Origin of the sequence: Desulfatibacillum aliphaticivorans DSM 15576, from assembly GCF_000429905.1 — a bacterium.
In the GTDB taxonomy this organism is placed as follows: domain Bacteria; phylum Desulfobacterota; class Desulfobacteria; order Desulfobacterales; family Desulfatibacillaceae; genus Desulfatibacillum; species Desulfatibacillum aliphaticivorans.
In genome coordinates, this window is record NZ_AUCT01000008.1 from 123,450 (window position 1) to 143,957 (window position 20,508).

Consider the following 20,508-nt stretch of genomic DNA (forward strand, 5'->3'; position numbering starts at 1 on the left):
TGCGCTTTAGTGCATTGTCCGGGGTTCCTGGGACGGCTGGATTTCCCCGTACATTTCTTCGTAGTTTTTCAGGTTTTCCAGCAGTGCGGAAATCATGCGTTTAAGGTGTCCCGGACTGGTGACCACCCGGGAGGTGACGGCTCCGGCCGGAGGCGCTATCATCAAAAAATCCAGAATGAATTCCTCGCGGGTGTGGGAAACGGTCATATTATTGGCGTAATTGCCTCCATGCAAAGATTCCGGAAAATGAACGCGGATTTCCTTGGGTTCGTCCTTCATGATCTTCTCCTGATAAGGGTTTGGCGCAGATGGAGAGAATTCAGTCGCCACTGGAATCGCCTGGGCGAATCACCACAACGGGGGGCCTTCATCCAGTACAGTAGTGTAAAATACAGGGCCGACCTTGGCGGTGGCGGATACATCCTCGGGGTCCAGATACTTAATGACCTCTTCCTTGCCTTCAAAGACGCCGGGAATGGAGGCGTACTTGTCCGTATAAAAGCAGTACTGAATTTTGAAATAATTGCGGTAAAACACAAACAACGCCCTGTCGTGATTGTCTTTCCGGCAGTCGTAGATATGATAGTCGCCCACTTTTTCCATGGGCCGTTTTTTCCATTCCGTGGCCTGGGAGGCCAGTTGCACGCTATCCACTTCGGCGTTCAACACAAGGGAGTCATGGACGAAAAATATTCCTTCGTGGGTGACCCCGTACAACGGCTTTTCTTCCGGGATGGGATGCGTCGGGGTTTTTTCCCCCCGGGAGGCGCAGGCCGCCAGGAGCAGGGAGCAGACAAACAAAATTGCGAACTTTTTCATGATTCCTCTTGTAAGTTGGGTTTCCCCGGGACCGGGTCAGTCCTTTTTTTGCCTGACTTGGCCTGTAATGTCAAGAAGACCTATGGAGCGGGCCGGCCTTCCTGCCTTTTCGTTCAGGAATTTTGCTCCAAAAACGACTGTATTAAAGTAAAATACTCCCTGCCCGCCCTGTACATGATGTCATTGTGATCGGCGCCCTGGACCATGAAAAATTGCTTCACCGGGGCCGGGCAAGCCTCATGGAGGTTCTTCCCGTGCGACAGCGGGATAATGTGGTCGTGCTCCGCATGAATGACCAAAGCGGGCTTTTTGCATACGGCCATTTTCGCCAGGTTGGCCACGGGATCGTCCTCTCGGGTGAGCCCCATGTCCATGGTATTAACGCCGATGGTGCGCAAAAGAGGAACCACCTGGGCGAACCCGGACTCTATAATCACCCCATTGATTTCGGGCTGACGGGAAGCCGCAATTTCCAAGGCGGAAGCGCTGCCCAGGGACCGGCCCATGATCCATAGGCTTTTCGTCCTCCCCTCGCGTTTGAGCCAACTCCATACATGGTCGAAAACCGTCTGGGCGTCCGTCAGCATGGATGACACACTGGGCGAGCCTTCGCTTTTTCCGTAGCCCCGATAATCCACCACCAGAAAACTGATGCCCAGGGAGGTGTAAATCGGGCCTATGTCGTCATAGTCCGCGGCTATCTCCCCGTTGCCGTGAAAAAACAGGATATTGTGGCTGTCCTTATCCGCAAGATATATGCGGGCGCCCAATTGTACGCCGTCGTTGGTCGGGATGGTCATATCCCGCCCGGATGGGGGGACCGGAGAAGGATATTGGGGGCGCGGATGAAACAAAAACTGCGAGACCAGGGGGCTGTCGAGCTTTTCCAGGAGTTCTTGGGGGTCCATGCTTGCCTCCGAGTTTAAGTTATTCCTCATCGTCCCGGTATCGTTCCCGGATGGATTTGATGACGTCCACGCAGGAGAAAAAGATGTCCACCAGCTCCGGATCGAACTGGCTTCCCCTTCCTTCTTTCAGGACCTTGAAGGTTTCCTCGTCGGTCCAGGCTTCCTTATAGACCCGTTTTGAGCACAGAGCGTCAAACACGTCCGCCAGGGCCACGATGCGCCCCAGAATGGGGATTTCCTCGCCTTTTTTCCCCCGGGCCATGCCGTTGGGCCCTGCGTAGCCTTCCAGGGGCTCTCCGGTCAGATAATCCACGTGCCCCGGGTATCCCTTCCCGTCCCACCTTTCATGGTGGTTGAGGGCCACGATCCGTGCGGCGTCGTCAAAATCCGACTGGGACTCGGCGAAAAGCCGGGCGCCCAAAACGGAGTGCTGCTTCATGATCTCGAACTCTTCGGGAGTAAAGCGGCCGGGCTTTTTCAAAATCAGGTCCGATATGGCCACCTTTCCCACGTCGTGAAGCATGGCCGCCATGCGGATGCTGTCCCGGGTGGATTCGATTTCCCCGGTGGATATGTTGCGTCTGGCCGCCCAGCGCTCGTAAAGCTCCAGGGAGTAGCCGCCCACCCGGTTGACGTGGGCGCCGGTTTCCTTGGGGTCGCGCATTTCGGCCATTTTGATCATGCGCAGCAAAATGGCGCGGGTCATCTGAGCCCGGACCAGGGCCACGGACGCGATGCCCGCAAAATGGGACATCATCTGCTCGTCTTCCTGGGAGAAGGAAATGACCTCGCCGCTTTCGTCCTGGGCGTTGATGATCTGAAGTACGCCCATGACCTCATCCTTCATGTTCTTCATGGGGATGGCCAAAACCGAGCGGGTGCGGTATCCTGAGGTTTCGTCGAATTTCTTGTTAAAGCCGTACGGCTTGGACGGATCTATGGCGTGGGCGTCCTCCAGGTTCAAGGGGCGGCCGGTTGCAGCGGCGTAGCCCGCCACGCTTTTCTGATCAATGGGAATGGAAAAGGTGGAGTAGATGAGCTTTTCGCCTTTGGGAAGCCTTTTTCTGAGGGTGTCGTTTTGGGTGTAGGTAAAGTCAAGAGCCCCGTTGTTGGCAATGTAAATGGAGCCGGCGTCGGCGTTGACGAACTTTCTTGCACGGGCGAGAATCCGCTCCATGAGAATATCCAGGTCGTGCACCTCATTCAGGTCCGCGCCCAGGGTGGCCAGAGCCTGAATTTTTTCGTTTTCCCTCATCATGGCCAAACTCCTTCTCCAATCATGAAACCAAACCAGGTTACTCGCAAGGAATGAACAGGGGTCTGCGCTTTATCCGGGCGCCCAGGTCAAACGATTTTTTTTCGCGTATAGAATCCATTGTCTTTACTACTTAAGTCAAGCCAAGAAAATTTTCAACCCCTCCGGGCCATACGCCGGGCTTTTTAGGGCTTGTGATTAGTGCGTTCCCTATGGTATATTTGAACGGAACATTAACTCATCAGCTTTTATGCTCTTTTTCAGGGGGACCCATGGATAATAAGGATATTCCCAGTGTAAATAACGATTTTTTCGAAGGCCTGACCGGAAAAATCTCTCAGGAAGACTCCAAGGACTCGGAGGATGTAGGGAAGCGCATTCAGGAAATCCGCACCCAACGCGGCCTTTCTTTACAAGAGTTGTCCCAAATGACGGGCTTTGACGTAGATCTTCTGGACGGTATCGAAAACAACACGATTCATCCCCAGTTGGGAACCGTCATGAAGCTTTCCAAGGCCCTGGACAGCGCTCTATCCCGGCTGATTTCCGGTCAGGGCAATAAACCGTACGAGATTACAAGGAAAGGCGAGCGCAAAAGCATCGCCCGCTCCACCTCGGGCAAAGGCGGCAAAAAGGTGTACAGCTACCACGCCCTGGCCCATGACGTTCACGGCCGGAACATGGAGCCCCTTATGGTGGAGTTGGAGGAAAACCCGGACGCGGAAATGTCGGTCCACGAAGGCGAAGAATTCATCTTTGTGCTCAGCGGCGTAGCCCACTTGAAAGTCGGGGACGATTCTTTCGACCTGGAGCCCGGCGACAGCGCTTACTATCTTTCCACCACCACCCACAGCATCACCGGCAAGGGCGGTAAGGCGACCATCCTGGCCGTATTATTCGAATAGGCGCCCGAACGGTGAAATTCACCTTATCCTGGTGAATTTCACCGTTGCATCCATTCCCGCTCTGATTTCCTAACTTTTGGTTAACACAGTTATCCCATTTTTTTCTTGTTTTTTTCCTGAGCTAATTCTAATTTCTTCCCTCTTGGTGGAAAATTGCCAGACAAAGCCCTCGCTTTGGCATTGTCATTGCTAATCCCTATTCACAACTTTTTCAGTTCAGGCGGGCCGGCCCTGCTTAGCCGGAAAACCGGTCCGCCGCAACCCGATGCATAAATGCTGTCCGTATTGGAAAGAGGTTTTACAAAATCTTTGCCAATACGCAGAACAGGACGGTTTTGTGTTGCCTGGTGCAAGCCAAAGGAGAATAAAAGCAATGATTCGCCTGAATAAAAGGAAACAGCAAGGGTTCACACTGATTGAACTTATGATAGTCATCGCCATCATCGGCATCCTGGCAGCCATCGCCATCCCCAACTTTGTTTCTTACCGGAAAAAAGCCTATAACCGCACGGCCCAGGCCGACCTTTCCAGCGCGTACTCTACGGTAATGGCTTATTACGCAGACGAAAAACACAAGGAAATCAATAACTTCACCCTGGATAACCTTAAAGACGCAGGCTTCAAGCAAACCGTCGGGGTTGCCATCACGGTGACCAGTGTGAATTTCCAGGATTTTGAACTGACTGCCAGGCACGGCCAAGGGGACATCGTGTACACAATTGACGCCGCGGGCGCCCGGTCTCAAAATTAGTTCTGCGTTTTTGTATGCGGCGGTTAATCAGGACCGCCGGTTACGACGGGCTTGATATCCAGGATAGGAGTTCCGTCCATCATGTCCAAACCTTTTACGTGAATAACATTGCCCTGGACGTCCAGAACGGAAAGCGTCGACATGCCGATGGCGTTGGGCCTGACCGGGGAGCATATGGAAAAGACTCCCTTGGCCTTGGGGCCGTGTGGAGGCGTTTGATGAATCAGTTCCGGCGAAAAAGCCGGACTTTTGTGAAAATGAAACAGCACAACAATCCGGTCGCCAGCTTTGACGTCGTCCAGCCCGGCCTGGAATTCCCGCCTGATTTCCAGGGTTCCTTCCACGTCTGAAATCGAGCAGTGCCGGGGCATCTTTTTTTCCGAAGTATGTACAATTCCAATAGGTTCAAAAACAATAGCCATGGGCGGCTCCTCCGGTTTTATCTGTCAGCCAGTTCAAATTGATGGCGGGCGACGCTGCAGGCGCCGTTCACGCCGTCCGGGCCGAAGGTCCTTTCCTCCACTTCCACCCGCCCTGAAAACGAGACGGTCAGGACGGTGGAGCATCTTGTTCCGTATCCTGGGCTTTTGACGAAAATGGAGCTGAGTACGCGCTCCCAATCCAGGCCCACGCCGGTATCGGGCAGTTTGTCGTCCGGCGCTGTTTTGGAATCCGCCAGCATGGAGAAGAGCGCCTCCCTGTCAAGGCGGCCGCTTTCCAGAGCGTCCTCCACAATGGAAGCCAGGGCCTTTTTGCCTTTTTCCACCTTGGGCCAGGGGGTGTCCAGGCCCCAGTTGGACAGGCCGAACACGCCCTCGTCCAGTTTTCTGACCTTGTTGTCCACCCCCGTAAGACAGCACAGGCCGCCCAGGTCCCCCGCCACCAGGTTGAACGGATTGTATTGATCCGCCTTTTTTTGCACCGTTGTCAGATAATCCTTGGGCGCGTCCTGATTTTGGAGAAACCCGGAGACGAGCAGCCCCCGGCTCTTGGCCTCCTGCTTGATGCGGGAGATATCCCTTACATTGGTCAAAGCGGCGAATCGTCCGCGATCATTGACGCCCATCCAGGTTCCGCCGCCCTGGAGGTCCCTACCCGCCAAAATATGGGGAAAATCGTCCCACCTGGCCATGGAGGCGGTGGGGCGGTTGAAAAATTCATCCCGGTTAGCCGCCAGAATCAGGGGGTAATCAGGATGTTTTCGATAGGCCCACAATAAGATGCACAAAAGATGATGCTCCGTTTTCTTTAATTCAGTTTCGCCCAAAGCGCCGAAGCGCCTGCCAAACTCGCAAGCTGGGAAAAAATGCCCGGTGAAAATTCCCGGTTTGCGGCGAAAATTCCCTCCCGGGCCGCAGCCGTTTTACTTTTCCTGATTGCAAAACAACCAAAAAAAAACAATGGAGGTTTTCTTTCATCCCCAAACCACGCAGGATTCATGGATTTGTGACAAAATTCACACTAAAACAGGCTGTTTCTGGCATTTTGTTTGCAAATGAAATCAGGCAAGGGGATAAGCAAAATCCCCGCTAAAACGCCGAAAAGGCCGGCCTTGATCCGGTTTACAATTTGCTTATGAAGGATACTTGGGCGTTGGTGCTCAGGGCTTGTTGGCGGATGCTCCAAATAAGGCGAATGCCCACGCGTCTTGCCAAGGGTGTCACACGGCGCCTTCAGGTTCCTTTCATAAGCACATAAGGGCATACGCGGCTCGGCCGTGCATGCCCTTTTTTTTTGGGGCTATCCGAACGTTTTGCCGTTCCAGCCCAGTTGCTTGGGATTAACGTCTTCAAAGGCCGCAAACACCCTATCGGGCGGCACATCCAGCTCCTGTTGCAGGAAGTCGCAGACGGCCTTGGCGTATTCCGAGCATTTTTCCGCGTCCAGTCCGATTTTCTTGATGGTCACTTGGGCGGTGGGGCCGGTCGTTGCTCCAAACATCATGTCTTTGCCTGGCTCCAGAGTCACCATGACGTATTGCTCGGTCTTGCCGAACAGGTTGGCGACAAAGGCCGAAGCCTTTTCCATAACGCCCTGGCGGGCGGGTTCGCTGATGGCCTGATTGGTTTCAATTTTAATTAAAGGCATGCGTGATCCTCCTAAATCAGCTCGTAATAGTCGCCGTTTTTGACGGCCCTGCCTTGGGCGATGAGGCTTTCCAGGTGCTTACCCATGATTGCGCGTTCGCCCATCTCAAAAAACTCTTTGGGCTCCCGGGCCTTTAAATAAACTATGTGCTGCCCGATGACGTCTTCCATGGTCCTGGGTTCGGTCATGAAGCTCAGGAGCTTGTCCTCCCTGGTGCGTATGACTTGCAGATAATCGTCCCAGACCTGTCCGGGCTGTTCCGTAAACAAGCCGGTTTCGTGGCAGGCGGTCCACACTTTGGCCGGAACCTGGCGCAGCTTTTTGACCGAGGCCTCGGTCTGCTCGATGCTGGAAAGAACGTCCCCGTACCAGGGGCCGAAAGGCGTGAGGTCGTAGTCCCCCAAAAGAAGCACGCCTGGCTCCCGGAAGTAAAAACAGGTATGGCCCGGAGTGTGGCCCGGAGCGTGAATGACGTCCACGGTCACGTTTCCCAGGTTGATGGTTTCGCCGTCCACAAGCAGGCGGGCCGGCTTCCGGGGCTTGAAATGAAACTGGGACTCCAGGATGTCCATCCAGTAGGCGCGCACGTTTTCCATGCCCGGCTGATCCAGGGCGTACCAGTCGCAAAAGATGTCCTTGCTGGATAGGGGAAGGGCGTCTTCCTCGCAAATCCACAAGGGGAGATCGTCGAACAAATCCAAGTGGGCGATGTGGTCCTCGTGCCAGTGGGTGAGCCAGACCACCTGGACCTTGCCCTGGTCCCGCAACTCCTTGAGGCGCTCCCTGTCTGACGCGGGATCGATGAGCACCCCGGCCTCCTCCACGAACAGCGAATGGCAATGGGGGTATTTCCCGCGATTGGGTCCGGGCAGAAACCGGACCGGTCCGAAAGTCTGCTCCACACACTCTTGCTTGCGATTACTCACCGAAACTCCTTTCCAGCCCTCGCTTCAGCCAGCCTGACCGCGCCGTAAAAAACGCCTCTTCTATTGCACGATAATGCCCAGCCATAAAACATAGGTCAAGGCCGAAGCCAGGGTATTAAGGGATATGGCCGAGGAAGCCAGGGCGGTGGCGCCGCCCATTTCCCGGGCCATGACATAAGTGACCGTCGCTGTGGGAGCGCCCAAAAGAATGATCCCCACCAGTTGGAGATCATGGGGCACGCCCATCATAGTGAACAAAAACCATCCCGCCGCAGGCAGGAATAGCAACTTGATGAAGCCCGTGGCCAAGGTGGGCGCCCAATGCGCCTTGATTACGGGGAACGACAAGGATCCGCCGATATCCAGCAAGGCCAGGGGCAAAGCCATGCCGGAAATAATGTGCAAAAAACGCGAAATTATCTCGGGAATGGGTATGCCGGCCAGGGAGACGGCGGAGCCCGCCACCGCGGAAATAATCACCGGGTTGCCCGCCACATTTTTAAGGAACACGGAAAACTTGCCCCTGGTTTGTTCGTTATTGGAAAAATATTGCAGCCCGGCCACGGACAAAAAATTCTGCAAAATCAGAATGAACGCGGACAGGATGCTGGCCCGGGTGAGCCCCAGATCGCCCAGAAAGTAATAGGCCACGGCCAAGCCGATGTAGCCGATGTTGCCGTGAAACGAGGCCTGGGCGAAAGTGCCTTTGTGTCGCGGGTACACAGGGAAAATGGAAACGACCAGGACGGCCAGAAAAAACCCGGAGGCCGCAGCCAACAGCACGCCGACAACCAGGGTGGTGGAAAAGTTGGCGGAAAAATCGGCGTGGGCCACCTTTTCGAAAATCATTACCGGAATAGCCAGGTAAAAAACGATTTTGTTCAGCGGGCCGCTGACTTCCTGGGTGAGAATTTTTTTGTGGGATAACCCCCATCCCACCATAATAACCATGAAGATGGGGGCTATGGTTTCAATAATGGAAAGCATAAAACAAACCTATCCGATGGCGATTTCCTTCAAGGGGTTTTCCAACTGCTCGTTGGCTTTCTCCAACAAGGACTTGCTGGTTATGGCCGCCACCGGCGCAATGTCCTGGGGTTTCCTAAACCATGTTTTCGCCGCTTCCATAACCTGCGTTCTGGTTACGGCCGCCACCCGTTTTTTGTAATCCTTGCGCGCCTCGTCCGTCAGGCCAAGGAGCTTGGCGTAAAAGGCCTTTTGAGCCAAAGTGGAAGGCGCGTCCGGCTTGTCGATGTCCGAGCACACCTGCAGGATGGCCTCGGTCACGTCCTGATCCGAAAAATCCCCCTGGAGGATAAAGTCATAGGTGCGCGCAAAAACGTCTATGGTCCGGGCGAGCTGGGGGTCGCGGTAGGATGCGAACCCGAACAGACCTTCCTCGGCGTTGGACATGGCGTAACCGCCGTAGGCCCCGCCTTTTTCCCGGATCTCCCGATGGATGAAAAGGGACCGGAGCATTTTTGCAATGACCGCCAAGGCCGGGGCGTCCGGATGGGTCATACGCACCGTGGGGAACACATGCGCCACAAAAGACACCTGGGAGGAGGTGGTCCAGGCTTCCCTCTCGGGCATGGGGAAGGAAAAATCCGCAACGCCTTCCCGGGGAGTTCCCTGAGCGGCCAGATCCTTTTGCAGGGCCTCGGCCGTTTTTACGGCCTTTGCCAGAGTTTCCGCCTCGCCCACCAGGCCCGTCTCCAGGCTGTCTCCGACGAACAGAGCCTGGGCGATTTGCTCCAGTTTATCCGCCAAGTCCGCCAGCCCGGCTTCCTTGTCGTCGGCGATGGACTTGGCCAGGTCCTTGGCGGTCTGCAATTGGTGCACTCCGTGCCACGCCTCCTCAATGGCCTTGGCCCGGGAGTATCCCCTGGAGGCCAGGGAAATGGCGTATTGATGCCCGCTGGGTACGATGCTGGATTCCAGGGCTGCCACGTACTCGCCTACCAGGGTGTCCAGGCGTTTGTGGTCTGCAAAGCTGCGTTCGAACAGGATTTCCTTGATCAGGTCGAACATCCTGTCCAGGTTGCGGTCCAGGCACTTGGAGGCGAAGGCGACCATTTCCAAGGTCTTGCCGTCGCCATTGTAGCCGGTGCGGGCCGTGGCCTTGGCGCCGATTCCGCCGGTGTAGGCGGCCATGTCGCGGGTCAATTCCACATAGCCCCTTTTTTTGCTGCCCATTTTCGGAAGCACATGACAGAACAGGGGAAGCAGGGGCAGAAGATCGACCGGAAGGTTCTGCGTCCGGGCGACGAGGGAATAATACACAATCCCGTTGGTGGGCTGCACATAAGCAGACACGCCGTCCGTGCTCAAATCCGGGTCCGGGTGGGCGGTCTGGATTTGGTCGTCAATATCCCCCCGGCCCAAAGTAGGCAGGCAGGATACATCTTCGGCGGCTTCCTGGAGCTTTTCCAGAGCCTGGGCCTGGGCCCTGATCGTCTCCCGATCCTCCTGGGTCAGGGTTTTTGCAATGGCTTCCAGCTTTTCCTTTTCCTCAGCTTCCATATCCGCGGCTTTTTCTTCGTCGGGATGGAGGACCATCAAAATTTGATGATTGTTCTCCAGGAAGTGCTTTTTGATGAGGCCCTCAAAAAAGCCGCCCTTCGCCGCTTCCTTTCTCAGCCGGTCCAGGTCGTCGTCAAACTTCAGGTTGGACACCGGGTCGCCGTGATGGAACCAGGGCGAGCACAGGTTTAAAAGCAGCTTGATGCCGTATGGCATGGGGTTGTTGGTGACTTCCTTTTTCTGGAATTCGTACTGATGAATGGCCGCATCCACCAGGGTTTTGTCTATGCCCTCCTTAACCAGTTCGTTAAGGGAGTCGAACACGATTTTTTTGACGGCGTCAGGGTCGGAGTCGTCCGCATTTTTCAGCCCCACGGAAAACATGGTGTCCAGGCTGTCGGCGTGAAACCCGGTTCCGTCAGCCAGGGAGGAGCCCAGGCCGGATTCGATCAGGGCCTTGCGCAACGGGGACGCCGAATTGCCTAAAAGCACGCTTTCCAACAGATCCAGGGCCAGAACCTCAAACGAATCCGTAGCCGGACAGGTTAGCCACGCCACGGCGATCTGGCCTTTTTTGTTGGTATCCGAACCGGGGGCCACGGGATAGGACTGGTGGACTTCCTTGGGCATGTCCCACCGGGGTTGAAACTCCACGTCGGTCTTGGGGTCGATGGCTTCGAACTCCGACAGCACGCGTTCTTCGATCATCTTCAGGTGGCCTTCCAGAGGAAGGGCGCCGTAGGTGTAGAAAAAGGCGTTGCTGGGGTGGTAATGCCTTTGGTGAAAGGCGACCAGGTCCGCATGGGTGAGGTCCACAATATGGGCGGGATCGCCGCCGGAGTTGTTGCCGTAGGTGACGTCCGGGTAAAGGGCTTCCATGAGCGCATGCCCCATGATGTCCCGGGGGGAAGACATGGCCCCCTTCATTTCGTTGTACACTACTCCTTTAAATACCAGCCCGTCGCCGTCTTCCTCCACCCGAAAGCCTTCCTGCTTGAAGCTCAGCTCATCCAGTTTGGGGAAGAATGCGGCGTCCAGATACACCTGCATGAGGTTATAAAAATCCTTTTGATTGCAGGTGGAATAGGGATACATGGTCCAATCGGACGAGGTAAACGCGTTCATGAAGGAATTCATGCTGCGTTTGATCATGGAGAAAAAGGGATCGCGCACGGGAAAGGACCGGGAGCCGCACAAAGCCGTATGCTCCAGGATGTGGGCCACGCCCGTGGAATCCTGGGGGACGGTCTTGAAGGCCACCGAAAAGGTGTTCTCGCGGTCTTTATTGGCCAGGTGGATGTACCTGGCGCCGGTCTTATTATGCTTCAGTTCATAAAACACGGCTGACAGCCGGGGCAACGGCACAGCGCGTTTGAGGGTGAATCCTGATATCTCGTCGCCGGGTTGGTAAGCGGGCGTCAAATCTTGTTTATCCATGGCGTTAGTAATCCTTTATGAGGGTAACCGGGATTAAAATTCAAAGGCCCGTGTCCCTCCAAAAAACGGGGAGCGGGCCTTTAAACAATATAAGGCGGAACAGCCTTAGATCAACAACCGGATTGGAAAAAAATCAGGGAACGATGTACACCCCTCTGGATTTTCGGGTAATCCGGCCCAATTTGTTCAGGCGGAATATGATATTGCGCAACTTTTTGTCTTCAAATCCGGTGGCGTCCTTGATGGCTGGGATGCCTATTCCGGTATCGCCGGAAGCGCGAATAACCTCCTCAACCATGTCGGAGGCGGTCATGCCGGCGCCGGGGTCTTCCTTTTTCCGGACCGACCGGCCTCGAATTTTTCCGGCTTCCACGACTTTTGTCTTGATGGTTTTTTCCAGCCTGTCGATCCTATCCATGAGCTTTTCGAGATCTTTTTTGGTAGGAATTCGGTAGTACTGAAGAAAAAGTTTTACCATCCTGTCCAGGCTCATATTGCGCTTTTCTTTTTCCGCCTTATCCATCTCCCCATTCTCCTTTACTAGGCATTTTGCTTTTTCTACTAATGTTTCATAGACGAGGGGCAAACCAAAAGTCAAGTATTTTAAGGAATTAAAACGGGTTTTACTATTTAACTCCTAACAAACAATTTACAAATGATTTTTTCAGTTGCTTCGGTTATAATAGAATCATGAACGATTTCGAAACAAATAACAGGGCCCTTTCCGCCAAAGCGCTGCTGGCTGCTTTTGACTTAAAACCCAAAAAAGCAAAGGGCCAGAATTTCCTGGCCGACCCGGCGACCGCCCGGGCATGCGTGGAAAGAGCGGGCCTTTCGCCGGACGACTCGGTTTTGGAAATAGGCCCCGGCCTGGGCGCTTTGACTATTCCCATGAGCCGCAAGGCAAAACAAGTCATCGCCGTGGAATGGGACTCCAACCTGGCCAAGGTCCTGGAAAATCAAATCGAATCCCTGGGGCTGAGCAACATAACCATCCTGAACCAGGACATCCTGAAAACCGACATCAGAGGGATTGCCGAACGGGCCGGCGGAAACATGGTTGTAGCGGCCAACCTGCCCTATAATATTTCCTCCCAGGTTTTGATCCGCTTGATCCAAAACCGCGATTTATTTAAAAAAGCCGCCCTCATGTTCCAGACCGAGCTGGCCCAGCGCATCATGGCCGAACCCGGCGGCAAGGATTACGGACGCATTACGGTCCTGGCCCAGTACTCCTCCCGCATCCGGGTGCTTTACTCGTTGGGGCCGGCCCATTTCTATCCCAAACCCCAGGTTGACTCCCAGGTTCTGGAATTTCTCTTTAAAGAACCCGATCCCGCGATGAATGAAGACATCCTGTTCGCGGTAGTCAAAGCGGCCTTCGCCAAAAGAAGAAAAACCCTTAAAAACGCCCTGTCCAACAGCGAACTGCCTTTTTCCGGCGAACAGGCGCAAGCCGCCCTGGATGAAGCGGGCATCGACCCTAAACGCCGGGCCGAAACCCTGTCCGTAGACGAGTTCGTAGCCCTGGCCAAGGCTGCGGGCAAACAACTCAAATAGTCCCGCACAAAGTAAAATCCTGTTAGAGCCTCTGCTATGCATTGCCTGAAAGGGACTTTTATGTTCTTATGCCGGCTGCTATACCATTGCTAACCGATAGGGTTTAAAATCAGACTGACATGCAGGACGGCCTGGCCGGATCTTGCTTTAAATCACTTCATGGAGGTTTTGGCATGAACGCACAGGAAATTTTGCAAAGCGACGAATTCAAACAATGCGCCGATTTCCACGGGCATATCTGCCCGGGCTTGGCCACAGGCTTTAAAGGCGCCAAGGCCGCTTTGGCGTGGCTTAAGGAAAATAAGTCGGAAGACGAAGACCTTGTGGCCGTGGTGGAAACCGACGCCTGCATGGTTGACGCCATCCAGGTTTTGACCGGCTGCACCTTTGGCAAGGGCAACCTTTTGTACAAGGATTACGGCAAGGTGGCCTTCTCCCTGTTATGCCGGAAAACCGGCCAGGGCGTGAGAGTGTCCATGAAACCGGGCGCTTTTAAATTATCCGACGAGCACATGGCCTTGGTCAAAAAACGTCTGGCGGATACGGCAACAAAGGAAGACAATAAGCGTTTCTGGGAATTGCACCATGAAAGATCCAACCTGATCCTGGAGCAGGATCCGGTAAACATCTTTGACTTGAATCCCGCCTCCATTGAAATGCCGGCCAAGGCCAACATCCTCCAGTCCAAGCCTTGCGCAGAATGCGGCGAGCCGGTCATGGAATCCAAGCTCTGCGAATCCAGCGGAAAAATGATTTGCCGGGGGTGTTTGGAGAAAAATTGATAGGCTGCTGCGGGCAGGCGGGCGAACAATGGTCGTGATTTCCAGCTTTTATTTGTTCTTGGACAAAGATTACGTCCGCAGAATGCCTATGGCTTTAATAACTACAAGGCCGATCCTTCTGCGCTCCGCGCCCAGGCAAAAACCGCCTTGCCTGGGCCACCCAACATCTGCGAAGGATTTATTTATGCCTATTGCGGTACACTTTTCCGGGCCACCCGCAGCATGCAATGCCGGGGGCCGCAAGGCCAATAAGGGCGATCTGTATTGATGCGGGGGTCGGGGATAATCGGCGGGCGAATGATATGGGTTGGATCCTGGATGCAATGGGCTTCAAGAAAATAGACAGACGCAAACAAAATATATAATTTCAGATAGTTCAATATGCATTCCCACGCGAAGCATGGGAACGAGAGGGCAGAGTTGGGAAGGGCGTCCGCTGTTCTCAGGTTTTCGGTTTCAGGCTTCGCAAAGGCCGTACGACATGTGCTTGCGCACCCTGGCAGGATACTGCTCTGCCAGGGCTACCCATAACAATTGCCAGGGCGAGCCTTGCGGATGCGGTTACTCTAAAGCCAAAGCCCGGTTGTATTCGTTTAGCAGGAATTGCTTGCGGGTGCGGTTATCGATGAAATCCCAGGGGAAGACTTCTTCGGGAAAACGTTGGCGGGTGACGTAAAAATCCGGGTTGATGGGGGTTTGTTTGAGGGTCTGGGGCCAGTTGCCGTTATTCTTGTGGGCCAGCTCCAGAATTTCGCCGACCCGCCGGTCTCCCCGAGCGATCAAAGCCTGTATAAACGCCCACCGGGGTACATCGGCCGCGACGGTCACGTTGGCCACCCGGGCCAAGCCGTTTTTCACCTGCTTAATCTTATTTTTGAGCGTTTTCACGTCGTCCATGGGCGCCCATTGAAAGGGCGTGAACGGCTTGGGCACAAAGGAATTCAGGCTGATGTGGATGGTTCCGATGCGGCCGATGGGCTGGCTTGCCTTCAGGAACCGATGCTTGATCCGTTTTGTGAGAGCGACGATTTCCTCCACATCCTCTTTGGTTTCCGTGGGCAGACCCACCATAAAATACAGCTTAAGGTTGGGTATGCCCGCCTCCACCAGAATCTGGGCGGCGTCCAGGATGTCTTGTTCCGTGATGTTCTTCTTAATCACGTCCCGCATGCGCTGGGACCCGGCCTCGGGCGCCAGGGTGGCGGTCTTGACTTTGCCGCGCGCCAGGGATTTGACCAAATCTTCACTCATATTATTGGCCCGGAACGAAGAAAAGGACAGGACGGCCTCCGTCTCCTCCCCCCGTCTGCATAACTCGTCCAGACAGGGAAGATCCGAAACCGCCGCGCCCATAAGCCCGATTTTTTTGGTGTGCTCCAATCCTTCATCCAGGCAATCCAAAAGCACTTTTTCGGACCGAAACCTGACAGGCCGATAGATGTACCCCACGGTGCAAAAGCGGCATCCATGGGGGCAGCCCCGGCTGACCTCCACCAGGCAGGTGTTATCGAACGTGGTGTCTTCGGTATAAATTTTTGTCACGGCCGGCGCCTGATCCACGTCCTTCACATACACCCGTTCAATGGTTTCGGGTGCGCCGGAATAAGGATTCATGGAAAGGAGGGTTCCGTCCTCCTTGTAATCCGGTTGGTAAAACGAAGGGACGTACGCGCCGGGGACGTTGGCGGCAAAGTCCTTCAGGACTTGCTCCCTGGATTTTTCCAAATCCAGGTTTTCAACAAGGTGGTCAATGACGGGCTCGGCCTCGCCCAGAATAAATGCGTCAAAAAAAATCGCCAGGGGTTCGGGATTCATAAAGCATCCCACCCCCCCGGCGATCACTAGGGGATGGGAGGCGTCTCGCTTGTCAGACCTTAACGGGACGCCTCCCGCATGCAACATGGAAAGAATGTTTGGGTAGTCGTTCTCGAACGACAATGAAAAAGCGATTACATCAAAAGCGTTAAGAGCCTGTTTGCTTTCCACGGACTCGGGCGCGCCTTGAACCGGGCTGAAAACCCTTTCGCAAACAACATGGTCGAAGCTGTTGAACAGGTGGTAAACCGTCTGGAAGCCTAGGTTGGACATGCCCACCTGATAGGAGTTGGGAAAAGCCAGGGCGATGCTCAATCGATTGCGCCAGTTTTTCCTGACTGCTCCAATTTCCGTCACGGACGAAGGAGCTTTGCTTCCTCTTTTACCCACCTGCCTTCTCCCGGTTCGCAAGGCCGCTATGGACTAATCCGCGGTCTTGCGCATAAACGTGGGGCGATCCAGGTCGTCGTCCTCCGAAATATAGCTCTGGTATCCCCGGTACATGGACCTGGCCGACTCGCCTACGGCCCGCTGCTGGCGGGAGCGCATGAAAGTGGGCTCGTCCAGATCCAGGACGTTCTCCAGGTCGTCCGGCGTGACGTCCCTGACTCTGCCGCGGGTTCCGGCGTCCTGGCATCCCTTGGGCTCGCTGATGGGCACGGGCTGCTTAAGGCCGCCGGGAGCATCGGAGCCGATGCCGGTTGCGATAAGGGTGACCCGCACTTCGTCGCCCATGTTTTCATCCACAACGCAGCCCCAGATGATGTCCGCGTCGTCTCCGGCTTCCTCGTGGATGCGTTCGGAGGCTTCGGCCACTTCGTCCAGGCTGATGTCTGCGCCGCTGGTGATGTTCATGAGCACGCCGCGGGCGCCGCTGATGGACAGGTCTTCCAGCAAAGGATGGTACAGGGCGCGTTCAGCGGCTTCCAGGGCGCGGTTTTCGCCCCGGCCCATGCCGATGCCCATGAGGGCCATGCCCGCTTTATCCATGGTGGAGCGCACGTCGGCGAAATCCAGGTTGACCAGACCGGTTTTCATGATCAGGTCCGTAATGCCGCGCACCGAGTGCAGAAGCACTTCATCCGCCCTTTTGAACATGTCCACCATGGAGGTGCCTTTTTCGGCCAGGGTCCGTAAACGATCGTTGGGAATGGTGATGACCGTATCGGCGTTTTCCTTAAGGCGCTCCAGTCCTTCCATGGCCATTCTGGTTCTTTTCTTGCCCTCAAACTTAAAGGGTCTGGTGACCACGCCTACGGTGAGCACGCCCAAATCCTTGCAGATCTTTGCGATGACCGGCGCTGCTCCGGTTCCGGTGCCGCCGCCCAGGCCTGCAGTGATGAAAACCATGTGGCTGCCTTCCAGCGCCTTTTTGATTTCCTCCTGGTTTTCTTCCGCTGCAGCCTTGCCGATTTCCGGCTTGGCGCCTGCGCCCAGGCCTTCGGTCAGGCGTTCGCCCAACTGGATTTTGGTGGCGGCCTTGCTGGCCATGAGGGCCTGGGAATCCGTGTTGGCGACGATGAAGTTCACCCCTTCCAGACCCGCCTCGATCATGTTGTTGACTGCGTTTCCGCCTGCGCCGCCGGCGCCGATCACTTTGATCCTTGCTGACTTCTCCTTGGGCACCATTTTGAACATCATGTCTGACATATTATTTCCTCCTGTTGCATGGCTTCATGTTAGCCGGCAAGGCCCCCTAAAACCCGCCGGCTGTTTTCGCCAAAAAACCTTAACCTTTATACAACGTCTTTAAACCATTTCTTCAGCCAATTGACTAGCTTGTCGAACATTCCCTTTTCCCTGAGACGGGAATGGCCCGGATTTTGATTCCTGGCGCCGTAAAGCACCAGGCCCACGGCCGTGGCGTACATGGGGCTATTGACCATATCCACCAGGCCGGTGACTCCGGCGGGCTTGCCAATGCGAGCGGGCACGTTGAACACCTGCTCTGCAATCTCCGCCATACCGTCCAGGAGCACGGCGCCTCCCGTAAGAACAACGCCCGAGCTGATATTGTTTTTCATACCAGCTCTCCATAACTCCTGATCCAGCAGTTCAAACATTTCCTGCACCCTGGGCTCCAGGATTTCCCCAAGGATCTGCCGCGGCAACATGCGGGCTTTACGCCCTCCCACCCCGGGTATTTCGATGGAATCGTCCTTCCCTATTTTTCCCGAAGCGCAGGTTCCGTAATGCTGCTTGATCTTTTCAGCGTCCACCAAAGGCGCCCGCAACCCGATGGATATGTCGTTGGTCAGGTTGGCGCCGCCCAGGGGCAAAACGTATGTATGGCGGATGCAGTTTTTCGTAAAAACCGCCAGGTCCGTGGTTCCGCCGCCGATATCAATGAGGGCGACGCCCAGGTCCCTTTCCTCGGGAATGAGGACGGCTTCGCTGGAAGCCAGGGGCTCCAGGACCATTTCCAGCACGTCCAGATCCGCCTTTTGCGCGCATTTGACAATGTTCTGGGCCGCCGCGGAAGCGCCGGTCACCACATGGATGTTGGCCTCCAGCCTGACGCCGGCCATGCCCACCGGGTTGCGGATGCCCCGCTCGCCGTCCACAATGTATTCCTGGGGCAGGACGTGGATAATCTCCCTGTCCTGGGGAATGGCCACGGCTCTGGCCGCTTCCAGAACCCTTTCCTTGTCCGCGGGCGTAATTTCATTTCCTTTGATGGCGATGATGCCGTTGCTGTTAAACCCGGCCACATGGCCTCCGGCAATTCCGGCGTAGACATTGGAGATATCGCACCCAGCCATGAGTTCGGCTTCCTGCACGGCCTTCCTGATGGACTCCACAGTGGATTCGATGTTCACCACGACGCCTTTTCGCAGCCCGTCGGACGGATGGTGTCCGATTCCCACAATCTGAACGCCTTCCTCAGTGACCTCTCCCACCGCCGCGCAGATTTTTGTGGTGCCTATATCCAGGCCCACGATCAACTCACCCTGACTGCGCATACCTACACCTCCTCCCGGGGACGCACGACCACACGGTCCACGTCCACAATGTCTATCAATGCCACATCTATTCCCTGCTCCTTATTGCATTTTAAAAGCACCTGATTCAGCCGCATGAGCTTGTTGGCGTAATCTCCGTAGCCAAAACGCACGGCGAATTCGGGCTCCCGGGAAACCAGGGTCAAACCCATGTCCCTATCCACCTTGATGGCAGCCACGCTTGAGCAGGGCAAAGCCCATTCGTATTCTTTTTTAACCTTCAGAAACTCGTAAACCGCTTCATAAATCGGAGACATTTTTTCTCCGGCCACGCTGATGTCGGAAAATTTCAGCCCGGTGATTATGGGCAGATCCCTTGGGTCCGCCGCTTCAAAGCGTTTAAAAATTTCGCCCTGGGCGTCCATGAGAAAAGCCTCGCCCAAATCCAGGACGGCGATGGCTTCGCGTTCCGTAACGGTTATGGTCATTTTATCAGGCAGGTTCCTGCGAACCTTGGCCTTGGCAACCCAGGGATGGGCCGTCACGCTGTCCTGCACTTTTTTCAAGCTGACGGAGAGGATGTTATCCCCCAGATTAAGGCCGGCCTGGTCCAAAACATCCTGGGCCGAAAGCCGGCTGTTTCCCTGGATTTCAATATTCTTGGCGTTGAAATACGGGCTTTGGGTGAACACGTCGTACACCAGGATGGACAGGACCGCAAAAAGGGCCAGTCCCGCCAACAGCCCCGTTCCCACAAAGCACCGCAAGAAGACCTTTTTAAGATTGGTCTTCGCGGGAGCCGTGCTTTTTTTGTACCTGTTTTTCCGGACTTTTTTACGTACCAACAATTTTCACCTCCGGTTCCAGGCTGACCCCGTGTTTGTTCAATACTTCCTCTTGAACCAATTCCATAAGCGCCAGTATTTCCGACGCAGTTGCTTTACCCGTATTGACGATCCAGTTTGCATGGACCGGGGAAACCATGGCCCCGCCGATGGCTTTTCCCTTTAAACCTGCTTTGTCTATCAATGCCCCGGCCGAAGGACCGCCCGGGGGATTTTTAAAAAAACTGCCCGCGCTTCGCACTCCCTGGGGCTGGGTCGCCTTACGGCGCTCAAAATGTTTTTTGGCCTGCTTTTGCAGGGCCTCCGGATCGGCCGGCTTGGTTAAAAAACTACCGCCGGTTACGATAACGGGCTTGCCCGGCTTGCTTTCCAAGCCGTGATCCATGGTGCGGTATCCCCAGGCGATTTCCTCGGCGGCCAGGCGTTTTTCCGCTCCAAGATTATCCATGATCCGAACTTCCCGGATGGAATCCGCAACACACCCCTCGTGCGTACCCGCATTCATCAGGATGGCGCCGCCGACGGTTCCGGGTATGCCCACGCCGAAGTTAAGGCCTTCCAGGCCTTTTTTCACGGCGTAAGAGCAAAGTTTCGCCAGCATCACGCCTGCGCCGGCCCGAATCAGAACCCCATCATTGGCCGCCTCTTCCTCCATGAGCTTGAAATCCCCGGACAGCCGAATAACGACGCCTGAAATTCCACCGTCCCGAACCAGGAGATTGGTTCCCTTGCCCAAGACGAAATAGGGAAGGTTCTTTTCTCCGGTCCATTGGACCAGGTCCGAAAGTCCTTTTACGGTCAATGCCTTGACCAGGGCGCTTGCCGGACCTCCCACTCCAAAGGAGGTGTGCGTTCCCAATGGTTCGTCAAAGAACACGCTCCGCCCGAAGCGCTGGGACAACCAGTCCCGATCTTCGGCGGACAGGCTTTTTAAAAGCCCGCTTTTCACGCG

At 55.1% G+C, this 20,508-nt stretch carries 20 protein-coding genes; 4 read left to right on the forward strand and 16 right to left on the reverse strand.

The annotated features are described in order from the left end of the window. Nucleotides 1-6: 6 nt before the first annotated feature. From G491_RS0109245 to G491_RS0109260, 4 genes are all read right to left on the reverse strand, one after another. Nucleotides 7-279: a DUF3467 domain-containing protein gene (locus G491_RS0109245; RefSeq protein WP_015947859.1), complete on the reverse strand. Its 273-nt coding sequence runs from the start codon at nucleotides 277-279 to the stop codon at nucleotides 7-9. 69 nt (nucleotides 280-348) lie between these two features. Then, nucleotides 349-819 (reverse strand): putative periplasmic lipoprotein, encoded by a 471-nt coding sequence (locus G491_RS0109250; protein WP_015947860.1) that lies wholly within the window; start codon nucleotides 817-819, stop codon nucleotides 349-351. 113 nt (nucleotides 820-932) lie between these two features. Continuing rightward, the gene (locus G491_RS0109255) at nucleotides 933-1,727 is read right to left on the reverse strand and encodes an alpha/beta hydrolase (RefSeq protein ID WP_015947861.1); all 795 of its coding nucleotides are present in this window, start codon (nucleotides 1,725-1,727) and stop codon (nucleotides 933-935) included. 19 nt (nucleotides 1,728-1,746) lie between these two features. Continuing rightward, nucleotides 1,747-2,985, reverse strand: a complete 1,239-nt coding sequence (locus G491_RS0109260; protein ID WP_015947862.1) for an HD domain-containing phosphohydrolase — start codon at nucleotides 2,983-2,985, stop codon at nucleotides 1,747-1,749. A 269-nt stretch (nucleotides 2,986-3,254) separates the two neighbouring features. Here G491_RS0109260 and G491_RS0109265 point away from each other — a divergent pair, with 269 nt between their 5' ends. Continuing rightward, nucleotides 3,255-3,887, forward strand: coding sequence for a helix-turn-helix domain-containing protein (locus G491_RS0109265; RefSeq protein WP_015947863.1), 633 nt, complete (start codon nucleotides 3,255-3,257; stop codon nucleotides 3,885-3,887). Nucleotides 3,888-4,260: 373 nt separating this feature from the next. Then, entirely contained in the window at nucleotides 4,261-4,638 is a 378-nt protein-coding gene (locus G491_RS36640; RefSeq protein WP_028314393.1) for a prepilin-type N-terminal cleavage/methylation domain-containing protein, read from the forward strand. Between the two features lie 23 nt (nucleotides 4,639-4,661). Here the strand turns inward: G491_RS36640 and tsaA are convergent, their stop codons facing one another. From tsaA to G491_RS0109305, 7 genes are all read right to left on the reverse strand, one after another. Further along, complete coding sequence (tsaA, locus tag G491_RS0109275; protein ID WP_028314394.1) at nucleotides 4,662-5,060, reverse strand: tRNA (N6-threonylcarbamoyladenosine(37)-N6)-methyltransferase TrmO; 399 nt, start codon at nucleotides 5,058-5,060, stop codon at nucleotides 4,662-4,664. 17 nt (nucleotides 5,061-5,077) lie between these two features. Then, nucleotides 5,078-5,905, reverse strand: a complete 828-nt coding sequence (locus tag G491_RS0109280; RefSeq protein ID WP_248635354.1) for an NRDE family protein — start codon at nucleotides 5,903-5,905, stop codon at nucleotides 5,078-5,080. A 473-nt stretch (nucleotides 5,906-6,378) separates the two neighbouring features. Next, entirely contained in the window at nucleotides 6,379-6,726 is a 348-nt protein-coding gene (locus G491_RS0109285) for a phenylpyruvate tautomerase MIF-related protein (protein ID WP_015947867.1), read from the reverse strand. An 11-nt stretch (nucleotides 6,727-6,737) separates the two neighbouring features. Next, the gene (locus G491_RS0109290) at nucleotides 6,738-7,652 is read right to left on the reverse strand and encodes an MBL fold metallo-hydrolase (RefSeq protein ID WP_028314396.1); all 915 of its coding nucleotides are present in this window, start codon (nucleotides 7,650-7,652) and stop codon (nucleotides 6,738-6,740) included. A gap of 60 nt (nucleotides 7,653-7,712) precedes the next feature. Continuing rightward, the gene (locus tag G491_RS0109295; protein WP_028314397.1) at nucleotides 7,713-8,639 is read right to left on the reverse strand and encodes an AEC family transporter; all 927 of its coding nucleotides are present in this window, start codon (nucleotides 8,637-8,639) and stop codon (nucleotides 7,713-7,715) included. A gap of 9 nt (nucleotides 8,640-8,648) precedes the next feature. Continuing rightward, complete coding sequence (locus tag G491_RS0109300) at nucleotides 8,649-11,612, reverse strand: insulinase family protein (RefSeq protein WP_028314398.1); 2,964 nt, start codon at nucleotides 11,610-11,612, stop codon at nucleotides 8,649-8,651. A 133-nt stretch (nucleotides 11,613-11,745) separates the two neighbouring features. Further along, nucleotides 11,746-12,135 (reverse strand): hypothetical protein, encoded by a 390-nt coding sequence (locus G491_RS0109305; protein WP_015947871.1) that lies wholly within the window; start codon nucleotides 12,133-12,135, stop codon nucleotides 11,746-11,748. Between the two features lie 167 nt (nucleotides 12,136-12,302). Between G491_RS0109305 and rsmA the strand changes: the two genes are divergently transcribed. Further along, nucleotides 12,303-13,172 carry a 16S rRNA (adenine(1518)-N(6)/adenine(1519)-N(6))-dimethyltransferase RsmA gene (gene rsmA / locus G491_RS0109310; protein ID WP_084511452.1) on the forward strand — a complete coding sequence of 290 codons (870 nt, stop codon included), beginning with the start codon at nucleotides 12,303-12,305 and terminating at the stop codon, nucleotides 13,170-13,172. Between the two features lie 173 nt (nucleotides 13,173-13,345). Then, nucleotides 13,346-13,954 carry an FmdE family protein gene (locus G491_RS0109315; RefSeq protein ID WP_028314401.1) on the forward strand — a complete coding sequence of 203 codons (609 nt, stop codon included), beginning with the start codon at nucleotides 13,346-13,348 and terminating at the stop codon, nucleotides 13,952-13,954. Nucleotides 13,955-14,515: 561 nt separating this feature from the next. On the opposite strand, the gene G491_RS0109325 is transcribed toward G491_RS0109315, so the two are convergent. From G491_RS0109325 to murB, 5 genes are all read right to left on the reverse strand, one after another. Beyond that, nucleotides 14,516-16,159, reverse strand: coding sequence for a radical SAM protein (locus G491_RS0109325; protein ID WP_028314403.1), 1,644 nt, complete (start codon nucleotides 16,157-16,159; stop codon nucleotides 14,516-14,518). A 33-nt stretch (nucleotides 16,160-16,192) separates the two neighbouring features. Next, nucleotides 16,193-17,419, reverse strand: coding sequence for a cell division protein FtsZ (gene ftsZ / locus G491_RS0109330; RefSeq protein ID WP_084511454.1), 1,227 nt, complete (start codon nucleotides 17,417-17,419; stop codon nucleotides 16,193-16,195). An 86-nt stretch (nucleotides 17,420-17,505) separates the two neighbouring features. Further along, nucleotides 17,506-18,732 carry a cell division protein FtsA gene (gene ftsA, locus G491_RS0109335; protein WP_028314405.1) on the reverse strand — a complete coding sequence of 409 codons (1,227 nt, stop codon included), beginning with the start codon at nucleotides 18,730-18,732 and terminating at the stop codon, nucleotides 17,506-17,508. A 2-nt stretch (nucleotides 18,733-18,734) separates the two neighbouring features. After that, a complete protein-coding gene (locus tag G491_RS0109340) occupies nucleotides 18,735-19,556 on the reverse strand; it encodes a cell division protein FtsQ/DivIB (RefSeq protein WP_169829412.1) in 822 nt (273 codons plus the stop codon). Beyond that, a complete protein-coding gene (gene murB / locus G491_RS0109345; RefSeq protein ID WP_035218365.1) occupies nucleotides 19,546-20,505 on the reverse strand; it encodes a UDP-N-acetylmuramate dehydrogenase in 960 nt (319 codons plus the stop codon). Before murB ends, G491_RS0109340 begins: the two co-directional genes overlap by 11 nt. Between the last annotated feature and the right edge of the window lie 3 nt (nucleotides 20,506-20,508).